This is a genomic window from Nocardia goodfellowii (assembly GCF_017875645.1).
Taxonomy (GTDB): domain Bacteria; phylum Actinomycetota; class Actinomycetes; order Mycobacteriales; family Mycobacteriaceae; genus Nocardia; species Nocardia goodfellowii.
On the sequence record NZ_JAGGMR010000001.1, the window covers coordinates 5,213,880 to 5,232,138 of the forward strand.

Here is an 18,259-nt window from a genome sequence, read left to right on the forward strand (position 1 = left end):
ATGACCGCCCCCCTGTTGCCGCCGGCCTTCGCCGATCTGGAGGAGTTCGCCCGCACCTGGTGCCTGGCTACCGAGAGCGAACGCTACGCCCGCCGGATCAGTAGCTCGATGCCGGAACTGATCACGTTCTACGACGCCTTCTTCCCACGCCTGGAAGAAGCGATCGCCTATTGCGACAAGTTCCCGCTCGACGACCTGCCCGAGGACGCACTGTCGCTGCTGCGACTGATCTATTCGCTGGTCATGGTCGCCATGGCGGTCGAAATATTCCAGCAACCCAAACCTGTCGACAGCGCAGACGCCGAACTCCAACGGATCAAGGAGCCGCACCCGTGACGATCACCATAGCCAAGCTCGGACACGAGGTAGGTGCCGAGATCACCGGCCTGACCCCGGACCGCCTGCTGTCGGACGAATCGGTCCCCGCCCTCGTGATGACCGCCCTGGAAGATCACGGCGTGCTCGTCTTCCGCGATCTGCACCTGGATCCGGACACCCAGGTCGCCTTCTGCCGCAAACTCGGCGCGGTCGACACCTCGCCCGGACACCACCCCGTCGAGGGCATCTATCGGGTCAGTCTCGACACCACGAAGAACTCCTCGGCCGGCTACCTGCGCGCGACCTTCGACTGGCATATCGACGGGTGCACGCCCGAGGACGACGCCTACCCGCAGATGGCCACGATGCTCACCGCCAAGGCGGTGGCCTCGAGCGGCGGTGAAACCGAATTCGCCAGCACCTACAAGGCTTACGAGAATCTCGGCGCCCAGGAGAAACTCGCCCTGGCGCCGCTGCGGGTGGTGCATTCGCTGGAGGCGTCCCAGCGCCTGGTCACCCCGGATCCGACACCCGAGCAACTCGCGGCGTGGCGCAAGCGTCCGATCAAGGAGCATCCGCTGATCTGGACCCACAAGTCCGGACGGCGGTCCCTGGTGCTGGGCGCCTCGACCGACCACGTCGTCGGCATGGTGCCGGACCGGAGCCGGGCGCTGCTGGACGGCCTGCTGGCGCGCTGCACCGCACCGGATCGCGTCTACACCCACGAGTGGTCCGTCGGCGACACCGTCATCTGGGACAACCGCGGCGTCATTCATCGTGCCGCGCCGTACCCGTCGGATTCGCCGCGAGAGATGTTGCGCACCACCGTGCTCGGCGAGGAACCGATCCGGTAGCCGCCGACCCACCCATCCCTAGCCCCAGGAGTACTCCATGCCTCGTTGGCCCAAGCCCGCCGAGGGCAGCTGGACGCAGCACTATCCCGAACTGAGCACCGAGCCGATGTCCTACGAGGACTCGATCGCGCCGGAATTCTTCGAACTCGAGCGGGACGCGATCTTCAAACGCGCCTGGCTACAGGTCGGGCGGATCGAACAATTGCCCCGCACGGGCAGCTATTTCACGAAAGAAATTCACGCCGCGCACACCTCGATCATTATTTCGCGCGATCGGGACGGCGCTGTCAACGCCTACCACAACATCTGCCGCCATCGCGGAAACAAGCTGGTATGGAACGATTTTCCGCGCGAGGAGACCTCCGGCACCTGCCGGCAGTTCACCTGTAAATACCATGGCTGGCGGTACGGGCTGGACGGGTCGCTGGCTTTCGTGCAGCAGGAAGAGGAATTCTTCGACCTGGACAAGAGCCAACTCGGTCTGGTGCGCGTGCACTGCGAGGTGTGGGCGGGTTTCATCTTCGTGAATCTGGCCGCCGAGCCACGGCAATCGCTGCGGGAGTTTCTCGGGCCCATGGTCACCGGGCTCGAGGGGTACCCCTTCGACCAGCTGACCGAACGCTATTCCTACAAGTCGGAGGTCGGCGCCAACTGGAAGCTGTACATGGACGCTTTCCAGGAGTTCTATCACGCGCCGATTCTGCACGGGAAGCAAACTCCGGACAATTTCTCGATCGCGGCGCAGCAGGCCGGGTTCGAGGCGCCGCACTATCAGCTCGACGGCCCGCACCGGCTGGTCAGCACTTCGGGCGTGGTCACCTGGGAACTCGATCCCACGATGCGCAAACCGATGGAGGACATCACCCGCAGCGGTCTGTTCGGGCCCTGGGACGTACCGGATCTCGGTGAAATGCCCGCCGGGCTCAACCCGGCCGGTTGCGATCCGTGGGGGTTGGATTCCTTCCAGCTGTGGCCGAACTTCGTGATCCTCATCTGGTCCGGTGGCTGGTATCTGACCTATCAGTATTGGCCGACGTCCTACAACACCCACATCTTCGAGGGAAATCTGTATTTCCCGCCGGCGCGCAGCCCGCGCGACCGGATCGCGCACGAGATGTCCGCGCTGACCTTCAAGGAATACGGCCTCCAGGACGCCTCCACGCTGGAGGCGACACAGATGATGCTCGAGTCCCGCGCGGTCAGCACCTTTCAATTGAACGACCAGGAAATTCTGCTGCGGCACCTGCACAAGGTGGCCGCCGATTGGGTCGGTGACTACCAGCGCGAACGCGCGGCGGCCCGGCCGTGAGGAAGCGATCATGACCGAAACCTTGTTGCCCGGTGAATTCGCCGATCTGGAACCGTATGCCGCCACCTGGTGTCTGCCGGGCGAACCGGCGCGCTACGACAAACGGCTGGCCAGCTCCATGGCCGACATGCAGCGCTTCTACGACGCGATCACACCCCGCGCGGAGGACGCGATCGCCTACTGCGACAAATTCCCGCTCGACGAGCTGCCCGAGGACGCCAAAAACCTGATGTATCTGCTGTATTCGATGATCATGGTGTCCTTCCCGGTGGAGGTGTGGCGGCAGCCGCGGATACCCGATTCGGGATCGTCGGAGCTGACCTGCGTGCTCGAGCCGGAATTGTGAACGAGCGCTACATCGTCCTGCGGGCCGCTCGCTGGGTCGACGTGGAGACCGGCCTGGTGCGGACCCCGGCGGTGATAGTGGTGCGCGGCAATCGGATCACCGACATCGATCCCGTGCGGTTGCCCACCGGCGCCGAGGTCGTCGACCTGGGCGAGGTGACGCTGTTACCCGGCTTGATGGACATGGAGATCAACCTGCTCATCGGCGGGCCCGATACTCCGACGGGCCTGCCGAATCCGATGCACGGCGTACAGGACGACCCGGTGTATCGGACGCTGCGCGGCACCGTCAACGCGCGGACCACGTTGCATGCCGGGTTCACCACCGTGCGCAATCTCGGGCTGATGGTCAAGACCGGCGGATACCTGCTCGATGTCGATCTCGGTCGCGCGATCGAGCAGGGCTGGGTCGAAGGCCCGCGCATCGTCGGTGCCGGGCATGCCATCACACCGACCGGTGGCCATCTGGATCCGACGATGTTCCAGCGCCTCGCCCCCGGCATCATGCCGCTCAGTGTGGAGGAGGGCCGCGCCAACGGCGTTCCGCAGGTCCGCGAATGTGTGCGCTATCAGATCAAATACGGCGCGGAGGTCATCAAGATCTCCGCCTCCGGCGGGGTGATGTCGCACGGCACCGTCGCCGGCGCCCAGCAGTACTCCGACGAGGAACTCGCGGCGATCGTCGACGAGGCCCATCGCGCCGGGGTCCGGGTCGCGGCGCACGCCCACGGCGACGCGGGCATCCGGGCTTGCGTCAAGGCCGGGGTGGATTGCATCGAACACGGTTCGCTGGCCAGTGACGAGACCATCGCGATGATGGTCGAGCACGGTACCTTCCTGGTGCCCACGAGCTACCTGTCCGAAGGGCTGGACGTCTCCAAAGCCGCTCCCGCACTACAGAAGAAAGCCGCCGAGGTGTTTCCGCGAGCCCGGGAGACACTGCGCAAGGCGATCCGTGCCGGGGTCAAGATCGCCTGCGGCACCGACGCCCCCGCGGTGCCGCACGGCGACAATGCCAAGGAACTGTGGGCGCTCGTAGACCGCGGCATGACACCGGCCCAAGCGCTGCGCGCGGCGACCGTGACCGCCGCGGAGCTGATCGACGTCGACGACCGCGGCCGGCTCGCGCCGGGACTGCTCGCCGACATCATCGCCGTGACCGGCGATCCCACCGTCGACATCAGCACTGTCCAGGACGTTCGCTTCGTGATGAAGGACGGCCGCATCCACAAGAACATCACGTCCGTACGAGGTGACGAATGCGCGGTACAGACCGGCTTTTCATCGGCAACGAGTGGGTCGCTCCCAGCACCACCGCGACCATAGCGGTGATTTCGCCGCACACCGAGCAACCGGTCGCGCGGGTTCCGGCGCCGGGGACCGCGGACGTCGATCGTGCGGTCTCGGCCGCCCGTGCGGCCTTCGATACCGGCCCCTGGCCGCGGCTGGACCCGACGGAGCGGGTGGCGATCGTGCGTGAGCTTGCCGAGCTCTACGCCACCCGGGTGGAGGAGATCGCCGAGCTGATCAGCACGGAAATGGGTGCGCCGCTGACGTTCGCGCGCTCGGCGCACGCCCGGCTGCCGGGCGCGATGATCCGGGCCGCCGCCGATGTCGCCGCCGCGTATCCGTGGACGGAGTCGCGGCCGGGTTTCCTCGGCTCGGACGTGCTGGTGTGCAAACGGCCGGTCGGTGTGATCGCCGCGATCATTCCCTGGAACATGCCGATGTTCCTGACCGTGGCGAAACTGATCCCCGCCTTGCTCGCGGGGTGCGCCATCGTGCTCAAACCGTCGCCGGAGACTCCGCTGGACGCGAATCTCATGGCCGAACTGATCGAGCGACTCGGCCTGCCGCCGGGAGTGGTCAGCGTGCTGCCCGGCGACCGTGCGGTCGGCCGGTACCTGGTGTCGCATCCAGGCGTGGACAAGGTGTCGTTCACCGGATCCACCGCCGCGGGAAGGCAGGTCGCGGAAGTCTGCGGCTCGGCGTTGCGCAAGGTCAGCCTGGAGTTGGGCGGCAAATCCGCCGCGGTCGTGCTCGACGACGCCGATCCCGCGGACTTTGCCAGCGGCATGATCGTGGCCGGTCTGATGAACAGCGGTCAGGCCTGTGTCGCGCAAACCCGGATCCTGCTGCCCCGAGCGCGTTACCGAGAGTACGTCGACGCGCTGGCCGGCATGGTCGAAAAGCTCACTGTGGGCGACCCTTTCGACGCGGCGACGCAGATCGGCCCGATGGTTTCCCAGCGTCAGCAGCAGCGCGTGCGCGGCTATATCGAACAGGGGCAGCGCGAAGGCGCTCGGTTGCTCGTCGGCGGGACCGGTCTGCCCGAAGGTGTGCGGCGGGGCTGGTATGTCCGGCCGTCGCTGTTCGTCGACGTGGACAACGGCATGCGTATCGCGCAGGAGGAGATCTTCGGTCCGGTGCTGAGCGTGCTGGCCTATGACGGCGAGGAACACGCCATCGAGCTCGCCGACGCCACCGAATACGGGCTGTCCGGCTCGGTCTGGACCCGCGACCTCGACCGGGGCTTGGCGATGGCCCGGCGCATTCGCACCGGCACGCTCGGCATCAACCAGCCGTACAGCATGGATCCGTTCGCGCCCTTCGGCGGCGTGAAGAACAGTGGCATCGGCCGTGAGTTCGGCCCCGAAGGGCTCGACGGCTTTCTGGACACCACTTCGATCTCGATCCGCCCCGCACCATGAGGTGCGGGGCGGGCGGGGTGGATCAAGCGCGCGCTCGGCGACCGGCGGCGCGGCGTCGGGTGAGAATCAGCGCCAGTACCACCAGGATCGCGGTCGCCGCTACGGCGGCGCGCCGGGTTCCGTCCATACCGGCGGCCTGAAGCAGGTCGATCGGCTCGGCGGCCGGGCGGGGGACCGCGCGGATCTCGGATCGCGCATCGGCGGATTCCGGGCCGTCGACCGCCGCGCTGGAATCGTCTGCCGTGCTGGTGATCTCGGCGGCCAGATTGTCCGCGAACTGCCCGATCAACGTGCCCGCGACATCCGCGAGGGCGCCACGCCCGAACTGCGCGGGTTTGCCGGTGATCGCGAGCTCGGTTTCCACGAAAACGTCTGTGCCGCCGTCGTTTTCCACCAGTCGGCACGTGATGGTCGCCTTCGCGGTGCCGTTGCCGCGGGCTTCCCGCCCGCCGCCCTCGAGGACGGCGATCCGGGCCCGGGGGTCCTGGGAGACGACCTTGATGATCCCGTTGTAGGTGAGCCCGACCGGCCCCAGCTTCACCTTGATCTTGCCGTGGAAGTCGTCGCCGTCCCGGGAGGTCAGGTTCGCGCCGGGTACGCAGGGCGCGATCCGTTCCAGGTCGAGCAGTACCGGCCAGGCCTCGGCCGCCGGCACGGGAATGCGGAAGGTGTTCTCGAGTCTCATGGCAGGTCCTTCGATTCGGCGCTGGTGGCGGCCGCGGCGCGCACGGCACACACGATGCCCTGGTATCCGGTGCAGCGGCACAGATTTCCGGACAGGCCCTCGCGGATCTCGCTGTCGGTGGGGTCCGGGTGCTCGCGCAGGAACGCGGTGGCCGAGACCACGAAACCCGGTGTGCAGAAGCCGCATTGGAGACCGTGGTGGTCCCGGAAGGCCTGCTGGACCGGGGACAGGGTCCCGTCGGGCGCGGCGATGCCCTCGATGGTGGTCAACTCCGCGCCGTCGGCCTGCACGGCGAAGATCAGGCAGGCGCGCACGGCCTCGCCGTCCATCAGTATCGTGCACGCGCCGCAGGCGCCGTGCTCGCAGCCCAGATGGGTGCCGGTCAGGCCGCACCGCTCGCGCAGGTAGTCGGCCAGGGTGAGCCGGGCGGGCACGCGGTCCCGGCGGGCGGCGCCGTTGACGCGCAGCCGGATTTCCATCTCAGTCATCACTTGCCTCCTGGGCGGCGCGCCGCCACGCTCGTGCCACCATCACCGCGCCGAGGCGCCGGCGGTAGTCCGCGGAGCCGTGCAGATCCGCGGGAATCGAATTCAGTTCGGCCGTCGCGCTGTGCCCGACCTCCGCGGCGGTCACCGCGGTCACCTCGCGCCCGAGCAGTTCGGCTTCGGTATGGGTGGCACGCACCGGCGTCGGGCCCAAGCCGAAGACCACGACGGCGCACCGGTCGACGCGGGAATCCGCGTCCAGCCGCACCGCGACCACGGCCCCGGCGAGCGCGAAATCGCCACTGCGCCTGGCGAACTCCTCGATCGCGAAGCCGCACCGGCCCGCCCACACCGGAAACGCCATGCCGGTGAGCAACTCGTCGGCGGCCAGTGCGGTACTCCACATCCCGGTGAAGAAGCCGGACGCGGGCAGCACCCGTCGCCCGCGCGCCGAGAGCGCTTCCAGCTCGGCGTCGAGGGCCAGCGCCACGGCCGGGTATTCGCCCGCCGCGTCGGCATGTGCGATGGCGCCCCCGATCGTGCCGCGATTGCGGATCTGAAAATGCCCGATCAGCGGAGTCGCCCGCGCCAGCAAGGGAACTCGGCGGCGAATCTCCGCGGAACGCCCGACATCGGCGTGTGTGGTCGCGGCCCCGATCCAGACCGAGTCCGCGCGTCCCTCGATGCCGCGCAGCCCGGCGACCGCGCGCAGATCGATCAGATGCTCGAAGGCCGCCAGCCGCAGGGCCAGCATCGGCACCAGGCTCTGCCCGCCCGCGATGAACTTGGCTTCCTCACCCAGCTCGGCGAGCAGGGTCACAGCCGCGTCGGCGGTGCCCGGTACGTGATAGGTGAAGGCCGCCGGCTTCATTCGGTCACCCCCGGCTGCGCGGCACGCGCCTGATCCACCAGTTCGACGATGGTGGCGGGAGAGAGCGGCAGCCGCGAGATCCGGACGCCGAACGGCGCCAGCGCGTCGGCCACCGCGTTCAGCACGGCAGGCGTCGACCCGATCGCCCCGCCCTCGCCGACACCCTTGTAACCGCCCGGGCCGGGGCTGGGCGTCTCCACATGCCCGATCTCGATCAGCGGCACTTCGGCGGCGGTCGGCATCAGATAGTCCAGGAAGGTCGTCGCGACCGGATTGCCGTCCTCGTCATAGGCCAGATGCTCGTAGAGCGCGCCGCCGATTCCCTGCACGGTGCCCCCGGCTATCTGGCCCTCCACGACCGCTGGATTGATCATCGGCCCGCAATCCTCACTGACGATGTAGCGCAACAACCGCACCTGACCGGTCTCGATATCCACCTCGCAGGTGCACAGATGGGTGGCGTTGGCCCAGATCATCAACTGGCCCACTCGATGTCGCCCGCTGGCCTCGAGGCCCGCCGGGACGCCCGGCGGCAGCGCGTCGGGCTGGAAATAGGCGATCGTGGCCAACTCGGCCAGGCTCACCGTGGTGTCCGGGGCCGTCCGGACGAACCCGCGGCCGCCGGTGAATTCGACGTCCGCGACGGGTGCGCCCAGTTTGTGCGCGGCGATGGCCAGTAGTCGTTCCCGCAGCACAGCGGCGGTTTCGGCGATCGCGCCGGCTGTCATGGAACCGGATCGGCTGCCGCCGGTCCCGCCGCCGAAGGGCGTCACCGCCGTGTCACCCTGCACCGTGCGCACGTCGGCGATGTCGACCCCGAGGGCATCGGCGGTCAACTGCACCACCGTGGTCTCCAGACTGTTTCCCGCCGACCCGCCGGAGACGTAGACGTTCACCTTTCCGGAGGGCTCGATCCGGATGGTCGCGCCCTCGGTGGCGTGGAAAGGCGTGTTCCCCGTAGTGGGTTCGACATAGGTGCAGGTGCCGACGCCGAGGTAGCGCCCCTGCTCGCGGGCGCGGCGCTGTTCGGCGCGGAAGCCCTCGTAATCCAGCATTCGTACCGCTTGCTCGAAGGTCTCCAGGGGCGTGATGTCGCTGTAGGGCATGCCGTTGGCGTTGGCGTACGGAAGATCCTCCCGCCGCAGCATGTTCCGGCGCCGCAACTCGATCGGGTCGAGGCCGATTTCGCGGGCGGCGGTGTCCAGCAGTACCTCGCGGGCCACCGATTCGAACTGCCACGGCCCCCGATAGGCCACCCGCCCAACGGTATTGGTGTACATGAACTTGGCACTGAACCCCGCCTGCGGGATCCGGTACGGACCGGGCAGCAGCAACCCGACCACCATGCCGCCGGTGACCGGTGACGGTGTGGGGTACGCGCCGACGTTCTGGACGTGGTCGATGGTCGCGGCCAGGATCGTGCCGTCGGTGTCGAAAGCCATTCGGATATCGCCGTATTCGTGCCGGGCCATGCCGGCCGACATCAGGTTCTCCTGCCGGTCCTCGATCCATTTCACGGCGGTGCCGAGGCGGCGGGCGGCCAGCAGTACGCAGACGTCTTCGCGCTGCGGTGCGACCTTCTGGCCGAACCCGCCGCCGGTATCGCGGACGATGACCCGCACCTGGTGCTCGTCGATCCCGAGCAGTCGTGCGCAGAATCCGCGCACCTCGTGCGGCGACTGCGAGGAGGTCCAGATGGTCATTTCGGCGGTGGCGGCGGACCATTCGGCCACGATGCCGCGCGTCTCCATCGGCACCGGCGCGTACGCCTGCTGGTGGATACGCTGCCGCACCACATGCGCCGCCGCGTCGAAGACCGGGTCCAGATCGGCGGGCGGCCGCCCACCCATCGCACCGGCGGAGTTGCCCGGAAACGCGGCATGGACCAGTTCCGTGGCGTCGGCGGCCGCGAGAAAATCGAGCACCGGCGGTAGCGGGTCGTAGTCGACGAGCACCAGTTCCGCGGCGTCCTCGGCGATATAGCGGTCGACCGCGACGACCACCGCGACCGGATCGCCGACGAACCGGGCTTCGTCATCGGCGAGTGGTGGGCGCGGGACCGGCGGCAGGCCGACCATGTCCAGGGCGTAGGAGATTTCGTGCACGGCGGGATTCAGGTCGGCGGCGGTGTAGACGGCCAGCACGCCGTCCAGAGCCAGCGCTTCGGTGCTGTCCACCCCCGTGATCCGGGCGCGGGCGAAGGGGCTGCGCACGAAGCACACGTGGCCCATGGCGGGCCGGGTGATGTCGTCGACGAAGGAGCCGGCGCCGGTCAGCAGGCGCAGGTCCTCGAGCCGCGGCACCCGGGTGCCCACGACTCCGGCCGTGGGGGTCTCGGTGCGGGTCATTGAATGATCCTCCGTTCACATCGGAGACGAGGCGGGCGAGCCGCTGCTGAGCACCTGTTTAGCAGTGCCGTTCGCAAAGTGTCAATGTCTACTATGCCAAAAATGAAAATGTAGTATCGCATATCAGGAGAATCATATTTGCGGGCACGAAGGGCAAGCGGAATGCGTGATCTCGCCGGACAGCTGCGGCGCTGGCATGCGGCGAATACTCGGTACGCGCTGGCCACCGTGATCGGTGTCCGTGGCAGCGCGCCCCGCCCGATCGGCACGACCATGGCGGTCGACGCGGCGGGCTCGGTGTGCGGCAGCCTGTCCGGCGGCTGTGTGGAGGCCGAGGTCTACGAGCTCTGCCTCGAGGTTCTGCAGACCGGAGTGCCGGTGCGAAAGACCTTCGGGTACAGCGATTCCAGTGCGTTCGCGGTCGGCTTGAACTGCGGTGGTGAGCTCGAGGTCTTCGTGCACCGGGTGACCGCGGCCGAATTCCCGGTAGTAGCGGCCGCGTTGGACATCGAGACACCGGTCGCTTGGGTCCGGGATGTGGAGTCCGGCGCGGTCCTCGCGGTGCGCGCGGACCGGGCGATCGGTGCGGGCTTCGACATCGAAGGCGCCGATCTGGCGGTGGTGCGGCTGGCCCGGGACCTGCTCGACACCGGGTCGAGCGGGATACGGGTGCTCGGCTGCGGCGATCGGGAGCGCACGGTTTTCGTGCATTCCTTCGCCCCGCCGCCGCGTATGATCGTCTTCGGCGCAACGGATTTCGCTATCGCACTGTGTGCGGTCGGGCGGCTGCTCGGGTACCGCGTGACCGTCTGCGACGCACGCCGGACATTCCTCGATCCCGACCGCTTCGCCGCCGCGCACGAAGTCGTGGTCGACTGGCCGCACCGGTATCTGAGCAATACCGCGGTCGACGCCAGGACGGCGATCTGCGTACTCTCCCACGACCCGAAATTCGATATCCCGGTGCTCGCGCAGGCGCTTCGGCTACCCGTGGCCTACGTCGGCGCGCTGGGTTCGCGCCGCGCCGACCGCGAGCGCCGCGCCGAACTCCGGGCGGCCGGAATCACCGAACGGCAACTGCGGCAACTGCGTTCGCCCATCGGTTTGGAGCTCGGCGGGCGGACGCCGGAGGAAACCGCGCTCGCCATCGGGGCGGAGATCATCGCACTGCGCCGAGGCGGCAGCGCCACGCCGCTCTCCCAGACTGAGCGCCCGATTCATGGGCCCGAGGTACCGGCACGTCTGCCAGAAGCCGGTGGGTATCTCAATGGTTGACCTTCGGTCGAACGCAGTGTTAAGTAAATCACGCTATAACCCAGCGCGCGGTACGATATCCCTTACAGGAGACTCCCATTTCCGCAGGTATCGGCCGAACTCATCGGTGAGATGGAGACCCATATGGCGACTCGGTTGGTGAATTCCTTTGCGCCGCAGAAATGCGTCCTGGCATCGGTGGACGCGACCATCGAACATGTCGAAACCCGTGAACTCCGTTACCGGCTGGCGATCCTCGGCCCGAATCCCCTTGCGGTAGTGCAGAACGTGGGGGGTTGGCTGTTCGATCGAGTGCTGGCCGGATGGGAGGTATGGGTCGCGGTCGCCGAATGCGACGATCCCCGGCCGGTCCGGATCCTCGGTGCACAGGTGCTGGACCTCGAAACCTGCCTCACTACCGATGTGCGGGCGCGGCCGCACTCCCTGGCCGTGGATACGGCGCTGTTCGGTACCGATTCCCGCATCCGCGCGGGCTTGCTGGACAGCCTCGACACCGCGGAATTCGAAGTCGCCCTCTGGGGCGAGACGTGGCCTGCCGAATTGGACTGCCGGGTGGGCGGTCCGGTGCAGTACCGCATGAGTTCCGCCGCGCGGGCCTTCAAGGAGCGGGCGAATATCGCCGCCCGGGCTCCGGGTCCGATCGGCTCGGTGGAGACCTTCCGGGTCGGTACGCCCGCCCTGGCACCGGATCTCCTGCCGATGGGCTGATGGACAGCGAACCCGCGTTGACGCGCGACCGCAGGTATGAAACCCTCATCATCAAAATGGAGAATGGCATTCTCCGATATAAAGGAGGGCAATCGATGAAGGTCAGCATCGATACGGATCGTTGCCGGGGCTTCGGTGTCTGCGTATCGCTGTGCCCCGAGGTGTTCACCCTCACCGAGTACGGCTATTCCGAGGTGGCGGTGGACGAGGTGCCCGCCGGCCTGGAAGGTGCGGTGGCCGAGGCGATCGAAGCCTGCCCGGAGCACGCGATCGAACCCTGTTGAGGCCCTGAGGGCTTCGGCTCACCTCCGGCATGCGGCCGGGGCGGTATTCCGCCCCGGCCGTTTTCGTGTTTCCGGGCCGGGTATGAGAATGCGGTTCTCAAATCAGAAGATGAACGTTACCATCAACTGAATCTCCCTCACCGACGGCAGGAGCTGGCCAGGATGACTGATTTCGACACAGTCGACTACTTCACGGATCAGGCGCTGGTCCCCGACCCCCATCCGTATTACGACCACCTGCGTGCGCAGTGCCCGGTGACCCCCCTGCCGCACCACGGCGTCTACGCGGTGACGGGATACGAGGAAACCGCGGAGGTGACCAAGGACGCGGACAAGTTCTCCTCGATCATCGCCGTCGGCGGGCCCTTCCCGCCCTTGCCCTTCGAGGTGGCGGGCGATGACCTCGGCGAGTTGATCGACCGGCATCGGGACCAGATGCCGATGTTCGAGCACATGGTGACCATGGACCCGCCGCAGCACACCTACGCGCGCTCGGTACTGAACCGGCTGCTGACCCCGGCGCGGCTCAAGGAGAACGAGGAGTTCATGTGGCGGCTGGCCGACCGCCAGCTCGACGAATTCCTCGCCGACGGACGCTGCGAATTCGGCGCCGCCTACGCCAAGCCCTTTTCGCTGCTGGTGGTAGCCGACGTGCTCGGCGTACCGGAGGAGGACCACCAGCAGTTCCGGGTGGTGCTGGGCGCCGAACGGCCGGGCTCGCGGGTCGGCGCGCTGGACGACGACGCGCTGTCCAGCAATCCGCTGGCGTGGCTGGACGACAAGTTCGCCTCCTACATCGAGGATCGCCGGGCCGAGCCGCGCGAGGATGTGCTCACCCAGCTGGCCCTGGCGAAGTATCCGGATGGCTCCACCCCGGAAGTCCTCGACGTGGTCCGCTCGGCGACATTCCTCTTCGCGGCCGGTCAGGAGACCACGGCCAAACTGCTGACCTCCGGACTTCGTTTCCTGGCCGACAATCCCGAGATCCAGGAGCAATTGCGCGCGGACCGCAGCAGGATTCCGCTCTTCGTCGAAGAGACGTTGCGGATGGAGGCGCCGGTGAAGAGCATGTTCCGCTTGGCGAAGCAGAACGCACAGGTGGGCGGAGTCGACGTGCCGATCGGTACCACGGTCATGCTCTGCCCCGGCGCGGCCAACCGCGATCCGCGTCGCTTCGACGATCCGCACGAATTCCGCCTCGATCGCCCGAATGCCCGGGAGCACATCGCCTTCGGGCGCGGCGCGCACACCTGCCCCGGCGGTCCGCTGGCCAGAGCGGAGGGCCGGGTCTCCTTCGCGCGCATCCTCGACCGGATGCTCGACATCCGCGTCGACGAGCGGCAGCACGGGCCCGCGGACGCGCGCCGCTACGACTACGAGCCCACCTACATCCTGCGCGGGCTCCAAGCGCTCCACATCGAATACACGCCCAAGTAAGGAATAGAGGGAACCAATGACCGGACGGGTCGAAGGAAAGGTCGCATTCATCACGGGTGCGGCACGCGGTCAAGGCCGCAGTCATGCGGTGCGCCTGGCGCAGGAGGGCGCCGACATCATCGCCGTCGATGTCTGCAAACAGCTCGACAACGTGCCGTTCGCGATGTCCACCCCGGAGGATCTCGCGACCACCGCGGAGCTGGTGAAGGCGGAGGGGCGGCGGGTGGTCACCGCCGAGGTCGACGTGCGGGATTACACGGCGCTGAAGGCGGCGGTGGACAGCGGCGTCGAACAGCTCGGCCGGCTCGATGTCGTGGTGGCCAACGCCGGGATCGGCAACGAGGGCGGTCAGCTGAGCGAACTCGACGAAACCCTCTGGCAGGACATGATCGACGTCAATCTCGGCGGCGTCTGGAAGAGTGTGAAAGCCGCTATCCCGCACCTGGTCTCGGGCGGGCGCGGCGGCTCCGTCGTCCTCACCAGTTCGGTCGGCGGCCTCAAGGCCTACCCCAACGTCGGCCACTACATCGCCGCCAAGCACGGCGTGGTGGGCCTGATGCGCACCTTCGCGGTGGAGCTCGGACAGCACTCGATCCGGGTCAATTCGGTGCATCCCACGCACGTGAACACCCCGATGGTCATGAACGAGGGCACCTACAAGCTCTTCCGCCCGGATCTGGAGAACCCCGGCCCCGCCGATCTCGAACCCATCTGCCGGATGTTCCACATCCTGCCCGTGCCGTGGGTGGAGTCGGTGGATGTGAGCAACGCGGTGCTGTTCCTCGCCTCCGACGAATCCCGGTACGTCACCGGCGTCCCGCTGCCGATCGACGCGGGCAGCATGCTGAAATAGCTTGCTATAGCTGAGCATTCGACGATACTGCCGCCGCCCCGGATCGGGACGGCGGCAGTATCGTGTGCGGCGAGCTTCAGAGCGAGAGGATCGAGGCCGCGGCCGTGCCCGGCGCGCCGTAGACCTGGGCGTAGCCGACCTTGGGCTTACCGGGTACCTGATGGTCGCCCGCCTGACCGCGCAATTGCAGGACCAGTTCATAGACCTGGCGGATGCCGGACGCGCCGATCGGTTCGCCATTGGCGATCAGGCCGCCGTCGGTATTGACCGGCAGCCGGCCGCCGATCTCGGTGGCGCCCTCGGCGATCAGCTTCTCCTGGTCGCCGTCCGCGCAGAAGCCGTTCTCCGCCATGTGGATGACCTCGGCGCCCGCGTCGGTGTCCTGGAGCTGGATGACATCGACATCCTCCGGCCCGATGCCCGCGGCGGCATAGGCGTCGGCGGAGGCGTACACCGTCGGCGAGACGTCCTCCTCGACGGCGGCCCAGGTGCTGTGTACCTCGTAGGCGCCGTACCGGCGGGTCCGGATCGCGGAGGACCGCAGGTATACCGGGGTGGTGGTGTAGCGCTTGGCGAGGTCACCGCGGCACATGATGACGGCGGCGGCGCCCTCGTCGGGCGTGCAGAACATGTAGTGCGTCAGCGGATAGTTCAACATCGGCGACTTCAGGATCTCGTCCTCACCGATCGGCTTGCGCCGGAACGCGTTCGGGTTCAGCACGCCGTTGCGGTAGTTCTTGGCGGCGACCTTGGCCAGGGTGCGCTGGGAGATGCCGTGGTCGGTGAGGTACCGATTGGCTTTGATGCCGAAGAACTTGGTGGTGACGAACTGCCCGTTCTCGGCGTACCAGCCGGGTAGGCCGAGCTTGGCCGGATCGTCGGTGAACGCGCCGCGCGGATGCTTGTCCATGCCGACCGCGATGCCGATGTCGTAGCGGCCCGAGCGGATCGCCTCGGCGGTCTGTTCGATCGAACTGGCCGCGGTGGCACAGGCGTTGAACACGTTGGTGAACGGAATCCCGGTCAGGCCGACCAGGCGGGTGACGGCATCGGGGTTGCTCACCTCGTAACTGCCGCCGAACCCGAATTGGATGTCTTTCCACTGGATGCCGGCGTCGGCGAGCGCGGCCTGGATGGCCTGCGCGCCCATTTCCATCGCCGTGCTGGCGAAGCGGCCGAACGGGTGGATGCCGATGCCGATGATGGCAACGTCGTTCATGGGAATACTCCTCTACTCAACCGGATGCCGCGGTCACACCGGCGCGAAGGCCACGGTCATGACCTCGGTTCCATCAGCTTCGGCATACAGCGGCACGAAGGTCAGTTCGACCGCCATCCCGGTGCGCAACTTGTCGGGATCGGCTTCGGTGAGCCGGGTTTCGACGCGGACCTCGTTTTCGAGCTGCACCAGCCCGACGCCGAACGGTTCGAACGATTCGGCCGTCTCCTGCCCCGCGTAGGGCAGCTTGGGTACGAATCCCTGGGTGGTCCAGGCGATCAGCGTGCCGCGCCGGGGCAGCAGGCGATCGGTCATGTCCGGGCCGCCGCAGCGCGGGCAGCGCTGCTGGCGGGGCCAGGTCACCGCCTGACAACCGCCGCAGCCGCTGCCGATGAGTTGCGGATCGTCTTCGGGCCACGTCGAGACCTCGGGCGCGAGTGCCTTGGCCATGTGCCGTCCTCCATATCTTGTAGAACTACGAATCCTGTTCGATGCCAGGGTGATCGGCGGTGCGGCTACTCGTACCGGACCGTGACGGCCGGTCCGTCCGGGACGGCCTGGCAGGTGAGTACATAGCCGTCGGCGACCTCGTCCTCGGTCAGCGCGTCGTTCACCGCCATGGTCGCGGTGCCTTCGGTGAGCCGGCCCATACAGGTCGCGCAATTGCCCTGTTCGCAGGAGAACGGTGGGGTGAGCCCGGCCCGGCGCGCGGCTTGGAGCAGGGTCTCGCCCGCCCGCCGGGGCACCGACACCTTCTTGCGATCGAGGATGATCGTGACCGTGCCCAGCTCGGCGGTCGTCGCGGAATCTGCGGCTGCCGGAATCGGGGTGGATGACGCGGTCGACGTGTTCTCGGGTGCGGCGGCCGGGTTCGGCCGCGCGGTCGAGTCGGCGAGTGCCGCCACCGCCGGTGCCGAGCTCGGCAGCGCCGGGGCGGGAGCGCCGAAGCGCTCGCTGAAGACGAGACCCGGCCCGGGTAAGGCGTTTTCGATCATCTCCATGAAGGCTTCGGGGCCGCAGATGTAGGCGTCGGCGTGCGTGTCCGCGCCGACGAAGGCGCGCACCAGCTCCGGGGTGAGGAAGCCGCGGTCGGAGTCCAGATGCCGGACGACCTCCAGCCGGCCCGGATAGCGCTCGGCCAAGTCGTTCAGCGTCGCTCCGAAGATCACCGAGGCCTGGTCGCGGTCCGCGCACAGCAGCCGGACGCGGCGATCGGTGCTCGCCAGCGCGCTCTTGGTCAGCGACAGCACCGGCGTGATGCCGCTGCCGCCGCTGAAGCCGAGCAGCGGAACGGTGGCGGGGCGCAGGCAGAATCGCCCGGCGGCGCGGCTCATGTCGAGCTCGTCGCCCTCGGAGACATTGTCGTGCAACCAGTTCGACACCTGACCGCCCGGCACCCGCTTGACGGTGGTCATGAGTTCGCCGTCGGTTTCCGGTGCGCTCGACATCGAGTAGGACCGGTAGAGGTTCTTGCCGTCCACCGGCACCCGGAACGTACAGAACTGCCCAGCCTGGTAGGCGAGCGGTTCCTCGTGCGGCGCCAGGACGAAGGTGCGCGAATCCGCGCTCTCCTTGATGATCCGGGTCACGGTCGCCCGCTGGAACGAGGGGGGTCGGGCCATGGGAACCAATTCCTTCGCTGTCGATGGTCGGATTACAGCTGCGCCAGCCGGGGCGCCGCGCCCTCGGTGCGAATCAGCAGTCCGGCTTCCCGGACGAGTTCTCTTGTGCTGCCCAGCAATCCGTCCAGCACGAGGGCGCGGCGCACATGCTTGTGCAGATCGTGTTCGGCGGTGAAACCGATACCGCCGAGCACCTGCTGGCAATGCCGGGCGGTGATCTGCGCAGCCCGCCCGGCCGCGGCCTTGGCCAGCAATGCGCCGAGCGCGTCCTCGGCGACCGCGAGCGTCGCCTCCGCACCGTCGATCGCCACCAGCGCTTCGGCCAACCGGTGCCGGACAGCTTGAAACGAGGCAACCGGCCGGCCGAACTGCGTGCGTTCCAGCGCATGGCGCCGGGCCAGCTCCAGCATCGCGCGGCTGCTACCCACCAGCCACCAGGCCAGCGCCCTCCGCCCCGCCGCCAACACCTCGGGACGCGCGAGGACATCGCCTGCCGGGCGCATCTCAGGATGCGCGATGGAGGAGCCGTCGGGACTCGCTGCTGTGCGGGCGGGCTGCGGTGCACCGGTGTCGCCGGGCTGCGCGGGGAACGCGGGATGGAGCGGTAGCTCTTCATCCACCGTCGCGCCGCTCCGGTCGGTGCGTTCCCAGACGAGCCAGGTGCCGCCGGTGAAAGGCAGTGGCGCGGTGCCGGTCAGGGACGCGTTCGCCGCGTGGTGCAGAACGTCGTTGAGTAGCGGTGCGTGTGCGCCCGTTTCGCCCAGCAGGCGGAAGACCATGGGGACCGCCACGTCGGGGATGTCGGTGAGCATGTCGAGCCAGCCGAGTTCGGCCAGCGCGCGGTCGAGTGCGGCGCCCGAGGCGGCGAGCATGGTTTTGCGCACGGTCTGCTCGAGTAGCTCGAGTTCGGCCGGGTCGGTGGCGAAATCGGCCAT

19 protein-coding genes are annotated in these 18,259 nt (G+C 67.8%); 11 read left to right on the plus strand and 8 right to left on the minus strand.

Annotated elements, in window-relative coordinates:
• Genes BJ987_RS23940 through BJ987_RS23965 form a run of 6 tightly spaced genes read left to right on the plus strand, consistent with a single transcriptional unit; the run spans position 1 to position 5,537 of the window.
• The gene (locus tag BJ987_RS23940; protein WP_209894246.1) at positions 1–336 is read left to right on the plus strand and encodes a hypothetical protein; all 336 of its coding nucleotides are present in this window, start codon (positions 1–3) and stop codon (positions 334–336) included.
• Positions 333–1,172: a TauD/TfdA dioxygenase family protein gene (locus BJ987_RS23945; RefSeq protein ID WP_209894249.1), complete on the plus strand. Its 840-nt coding sequence runs from the start codon at positions 333–335 to the stop codon at positions 1,170–1,172. Before BJ987_RS23940 ends, BJ987_RS23945 begins: the two co-directional genes overlap by 4 nt.
• A 37-nt stretch (positions 1,173–1,209) precedes the next feature.
• On the plus strand, positions 1,210–2,481 hold the full coding sequence (locus tag BJ987_RS23950) for an aromatic ring-hydroxylating oxygenase subunit alpha (protein ID WP_209894253.1): 1,272 nt from the start codon (positions 1,210–1,212) through the stop codon (positions 2,479–2,481).
• A 10-nt stretch (positions 2,482–2,491) separates the two neighbouring features.
• Entirely contained in the window at positions 2,492–2,827 is a 336-nt protein-coding gene (locus BJ987_RS23955; protein ID WP_209894256.1) for a hypothetical protein, read from the plus strand.
• Complete coding sequence (locus BJ987_RS23960; protein WP_209894259.1) at positions 2,824–4,152, plus strand: metal-dependent hydrolase family protein; 1,329 nt, start codon at positions 2,824–2,826, stop codon at positions 4,150–4,152. Before BJ987_RS23955 ends, BJ987_RS23960 begins: the two co-directional genes overlap by 4 nt.
• The gene (locus BJ987_RS23965) at positions 4,086–5,537 is read left to right on the plus strand and encodes an aldehyde dehydrogenase (RefSeq protein ID WP_209894261.1); all 1,452 of its coding nucleotides are present in this window, start codon (positions 4,086–4,088) and stop codon (positions 5,535–5,537) included. The genes BJ987_RS23960 and BJ987_RS23965 overlap by 67 nt, the downstream gene beginning before the upstream one ends.
• A gap of 22 nt (positions 5,538–5,559) precedes the next feature.
• Here the strand turns inward: BJ987_RS23965 and BJ987_RS23970 are convergent, their stop codons facing one another.
• Genes BJ987_RS23970 through BJ987_RS23985 form a run of 4 tightly spaced genes read right to left on the minus strand, consistent with a single transcriptional unit; the run spans position 5,560 to position 9,926 of the window.
• Positions 5,560–6,222 carry an SRPBCC family protein gene (locus tag BJ987_RS23970; protein ID WP_209894264.1) on the minus strand — a complete coding sequence of 221 codons (663 nt, stop codon included), beginning with the start codon at positions 6,220–6,222 and terminating at the stop codon, positions 5,560–5,562.
• Positions 6,219–6,710: a (2Fe-2S)-binding protein gene (locus BJ987_RS23975; protein ID WP_209894267.1), complete on the minus strand. Its 492-nt coding sequence runs from the start codon at positions 6,708–6,710 to the stop codon at positions 6,219–6,221. The genes BJ987_RS23970 and BJ987_RS23975 overlap by 4 nt, the downstream gene beginning before the upstream one ends.
• A complete protein-coding gene (locus tag BJ987_RS23980) occupies positions 6,703–7,578 on the minus strand; it encodes an FAD binding domain-containing protein (RefSeq protein ID WP_209894271.1) in 876 nt (291 codons plus the stop codon). The genes BJ987_RS23975 and BJ987_RS23980 overlap by 8 nt, the downstream gene beginning before the upstream one ends.
• Positions 7,575–9,926, minus strand: a complete 2,352-nt coding sequence (locus BJ987_RS23985; RefSeq protein WP_209894274.1) for a xanthine dehydrogenase family protein molybdopterin-binding subunit — start codon at positions 9,924–9,926, stop codon at positions 7,575–7,577. The genes BJ987_RS23980 and BJ987_RS23985 overlap by 4 nt, the downstream gene beginning before the upstream one ends.
• A gap of 162 nt (positions 9,927–10,088) precedes the next feature.
• Here BJ987_RS23985 and BJ987_RS23990 point away from each other — a divergent pair, with 162 nt between their 5' ends.
• From BJ987_RS23990 to BJ987_RS24010, 5 genes are all read left to right on the plus strand, one after another.
• Positions 10,089–11,201 (plus strand): XdhC family protein, encoded by a 1,113-nt coding sequence (locus BJ987_RS23990; RefSeq protein WP_209894277.1) that lies wholly within the window; start codon positions 10,089–10,091, stop codon positions 11,199–11,201.
• A gap of 123 nt (positions 11,202–11,324) precedes the next feature.
• Positions 11,325–11,909, plus strand: coding sequence for a hypothetical protein (locus tag BJ987_RS23995; protein ID WP_245366105.1), 585 nt, complete (start codon positions 11,325–11,327; stop codon positions 11,907–11,909).
• A gap of 95 nt (positions 11,910–12,004) precedes the next feature.
• Positions 12,005–12,193, plus strand: a complete 189-nt coding sequence (locus tag BJ987_RS24000; RefSeq protein ID WP_209894280.1) for a ferredoxin — start codon at positions 12,005–12,007, stop codon at positions 12,191–12,193.
• A gap of 162 nt (positions 12,194–12,355) precedes the next feature.
• Positions 12,356–13,630: a cytochrome P450 gene (locus BJ987_RS24005; protein WP_209894283.1), complete on the plus strand. Its 1,275-nt coding sequence runs from the start codon at positions 12,356–12,358 to the stop codon at positions 13,628–13,630.
• A 16-nt stretch (positions 13,631–13,646) separates the two neighbouring features.
• A complete protein-coding gene (locus tag BJ987_RS24010) occupies positions 13,647–14,483 on the plus strand; it encodes a mycofactocin-coupled SDR family oxidoreductase (RefSeq protein ID WP_209894286.1) in 837 nt (278 codons plus the stop codon).
• A gap of 76 nt (positions 14,484–14,559) precedes the next feature.
• Here BJ987_RS24010 and BJ987_RS24015 read toward each other — a convergent pair whose 3' ends face one another.
• From BJ987_RS24015 to BJ987_RS24030, 4 genes are all read right to left on the minus strand, one after another.
• Positions 14,560–15,702 carry a thiolase family protein gene (locus BJ987_RS24015; RefSeq protein WP_209894289.1) on the minus strand — a complete coding sequence of 381 codons (1,143 nt, stop codon included), beginning with the start codon at positions 15,700–15,702 and terminating at the stop codon, positions 14,560–14,562.
• A gap of 33 nt (positions 15,703–15,735) precedes the next feature.
• Positions 15,736–16,152, minus strand: coding sequence for a Zn-ribbon domain-containing OB-fold protein (locus tag BJ987_RS24020; protein WP_209894292.1), 417 nt, complete (start codon positions 16,150–16,152; stop codon positions 15,736–15,738).
• 65 nt (positions 16,153–16,217) lie between these two features.
• A complete protein-coding gene (locus BJ987_RS24025) occupies positions 16,218–17,324 on the minus strand; it encodes a 2Fe-2S iron-sulfur cluster-binding protein (RefSeq protein WP_209894294.1) in 1,107 nt (368 codons plus the stop codon).
• 32 nt (positions 17,325–17,356) lie between these two features.
• On the minus strand, positions 17,357–18,259 hold the full coding sequence (locus BJ987_RS24030) for an acyl-CoA dehydrogenase family protein (RefSeq protein WP_209894297.1): 903 nt from the start codon (positions 18,257–18,259) through the stop codon (positions 17,357–17,359).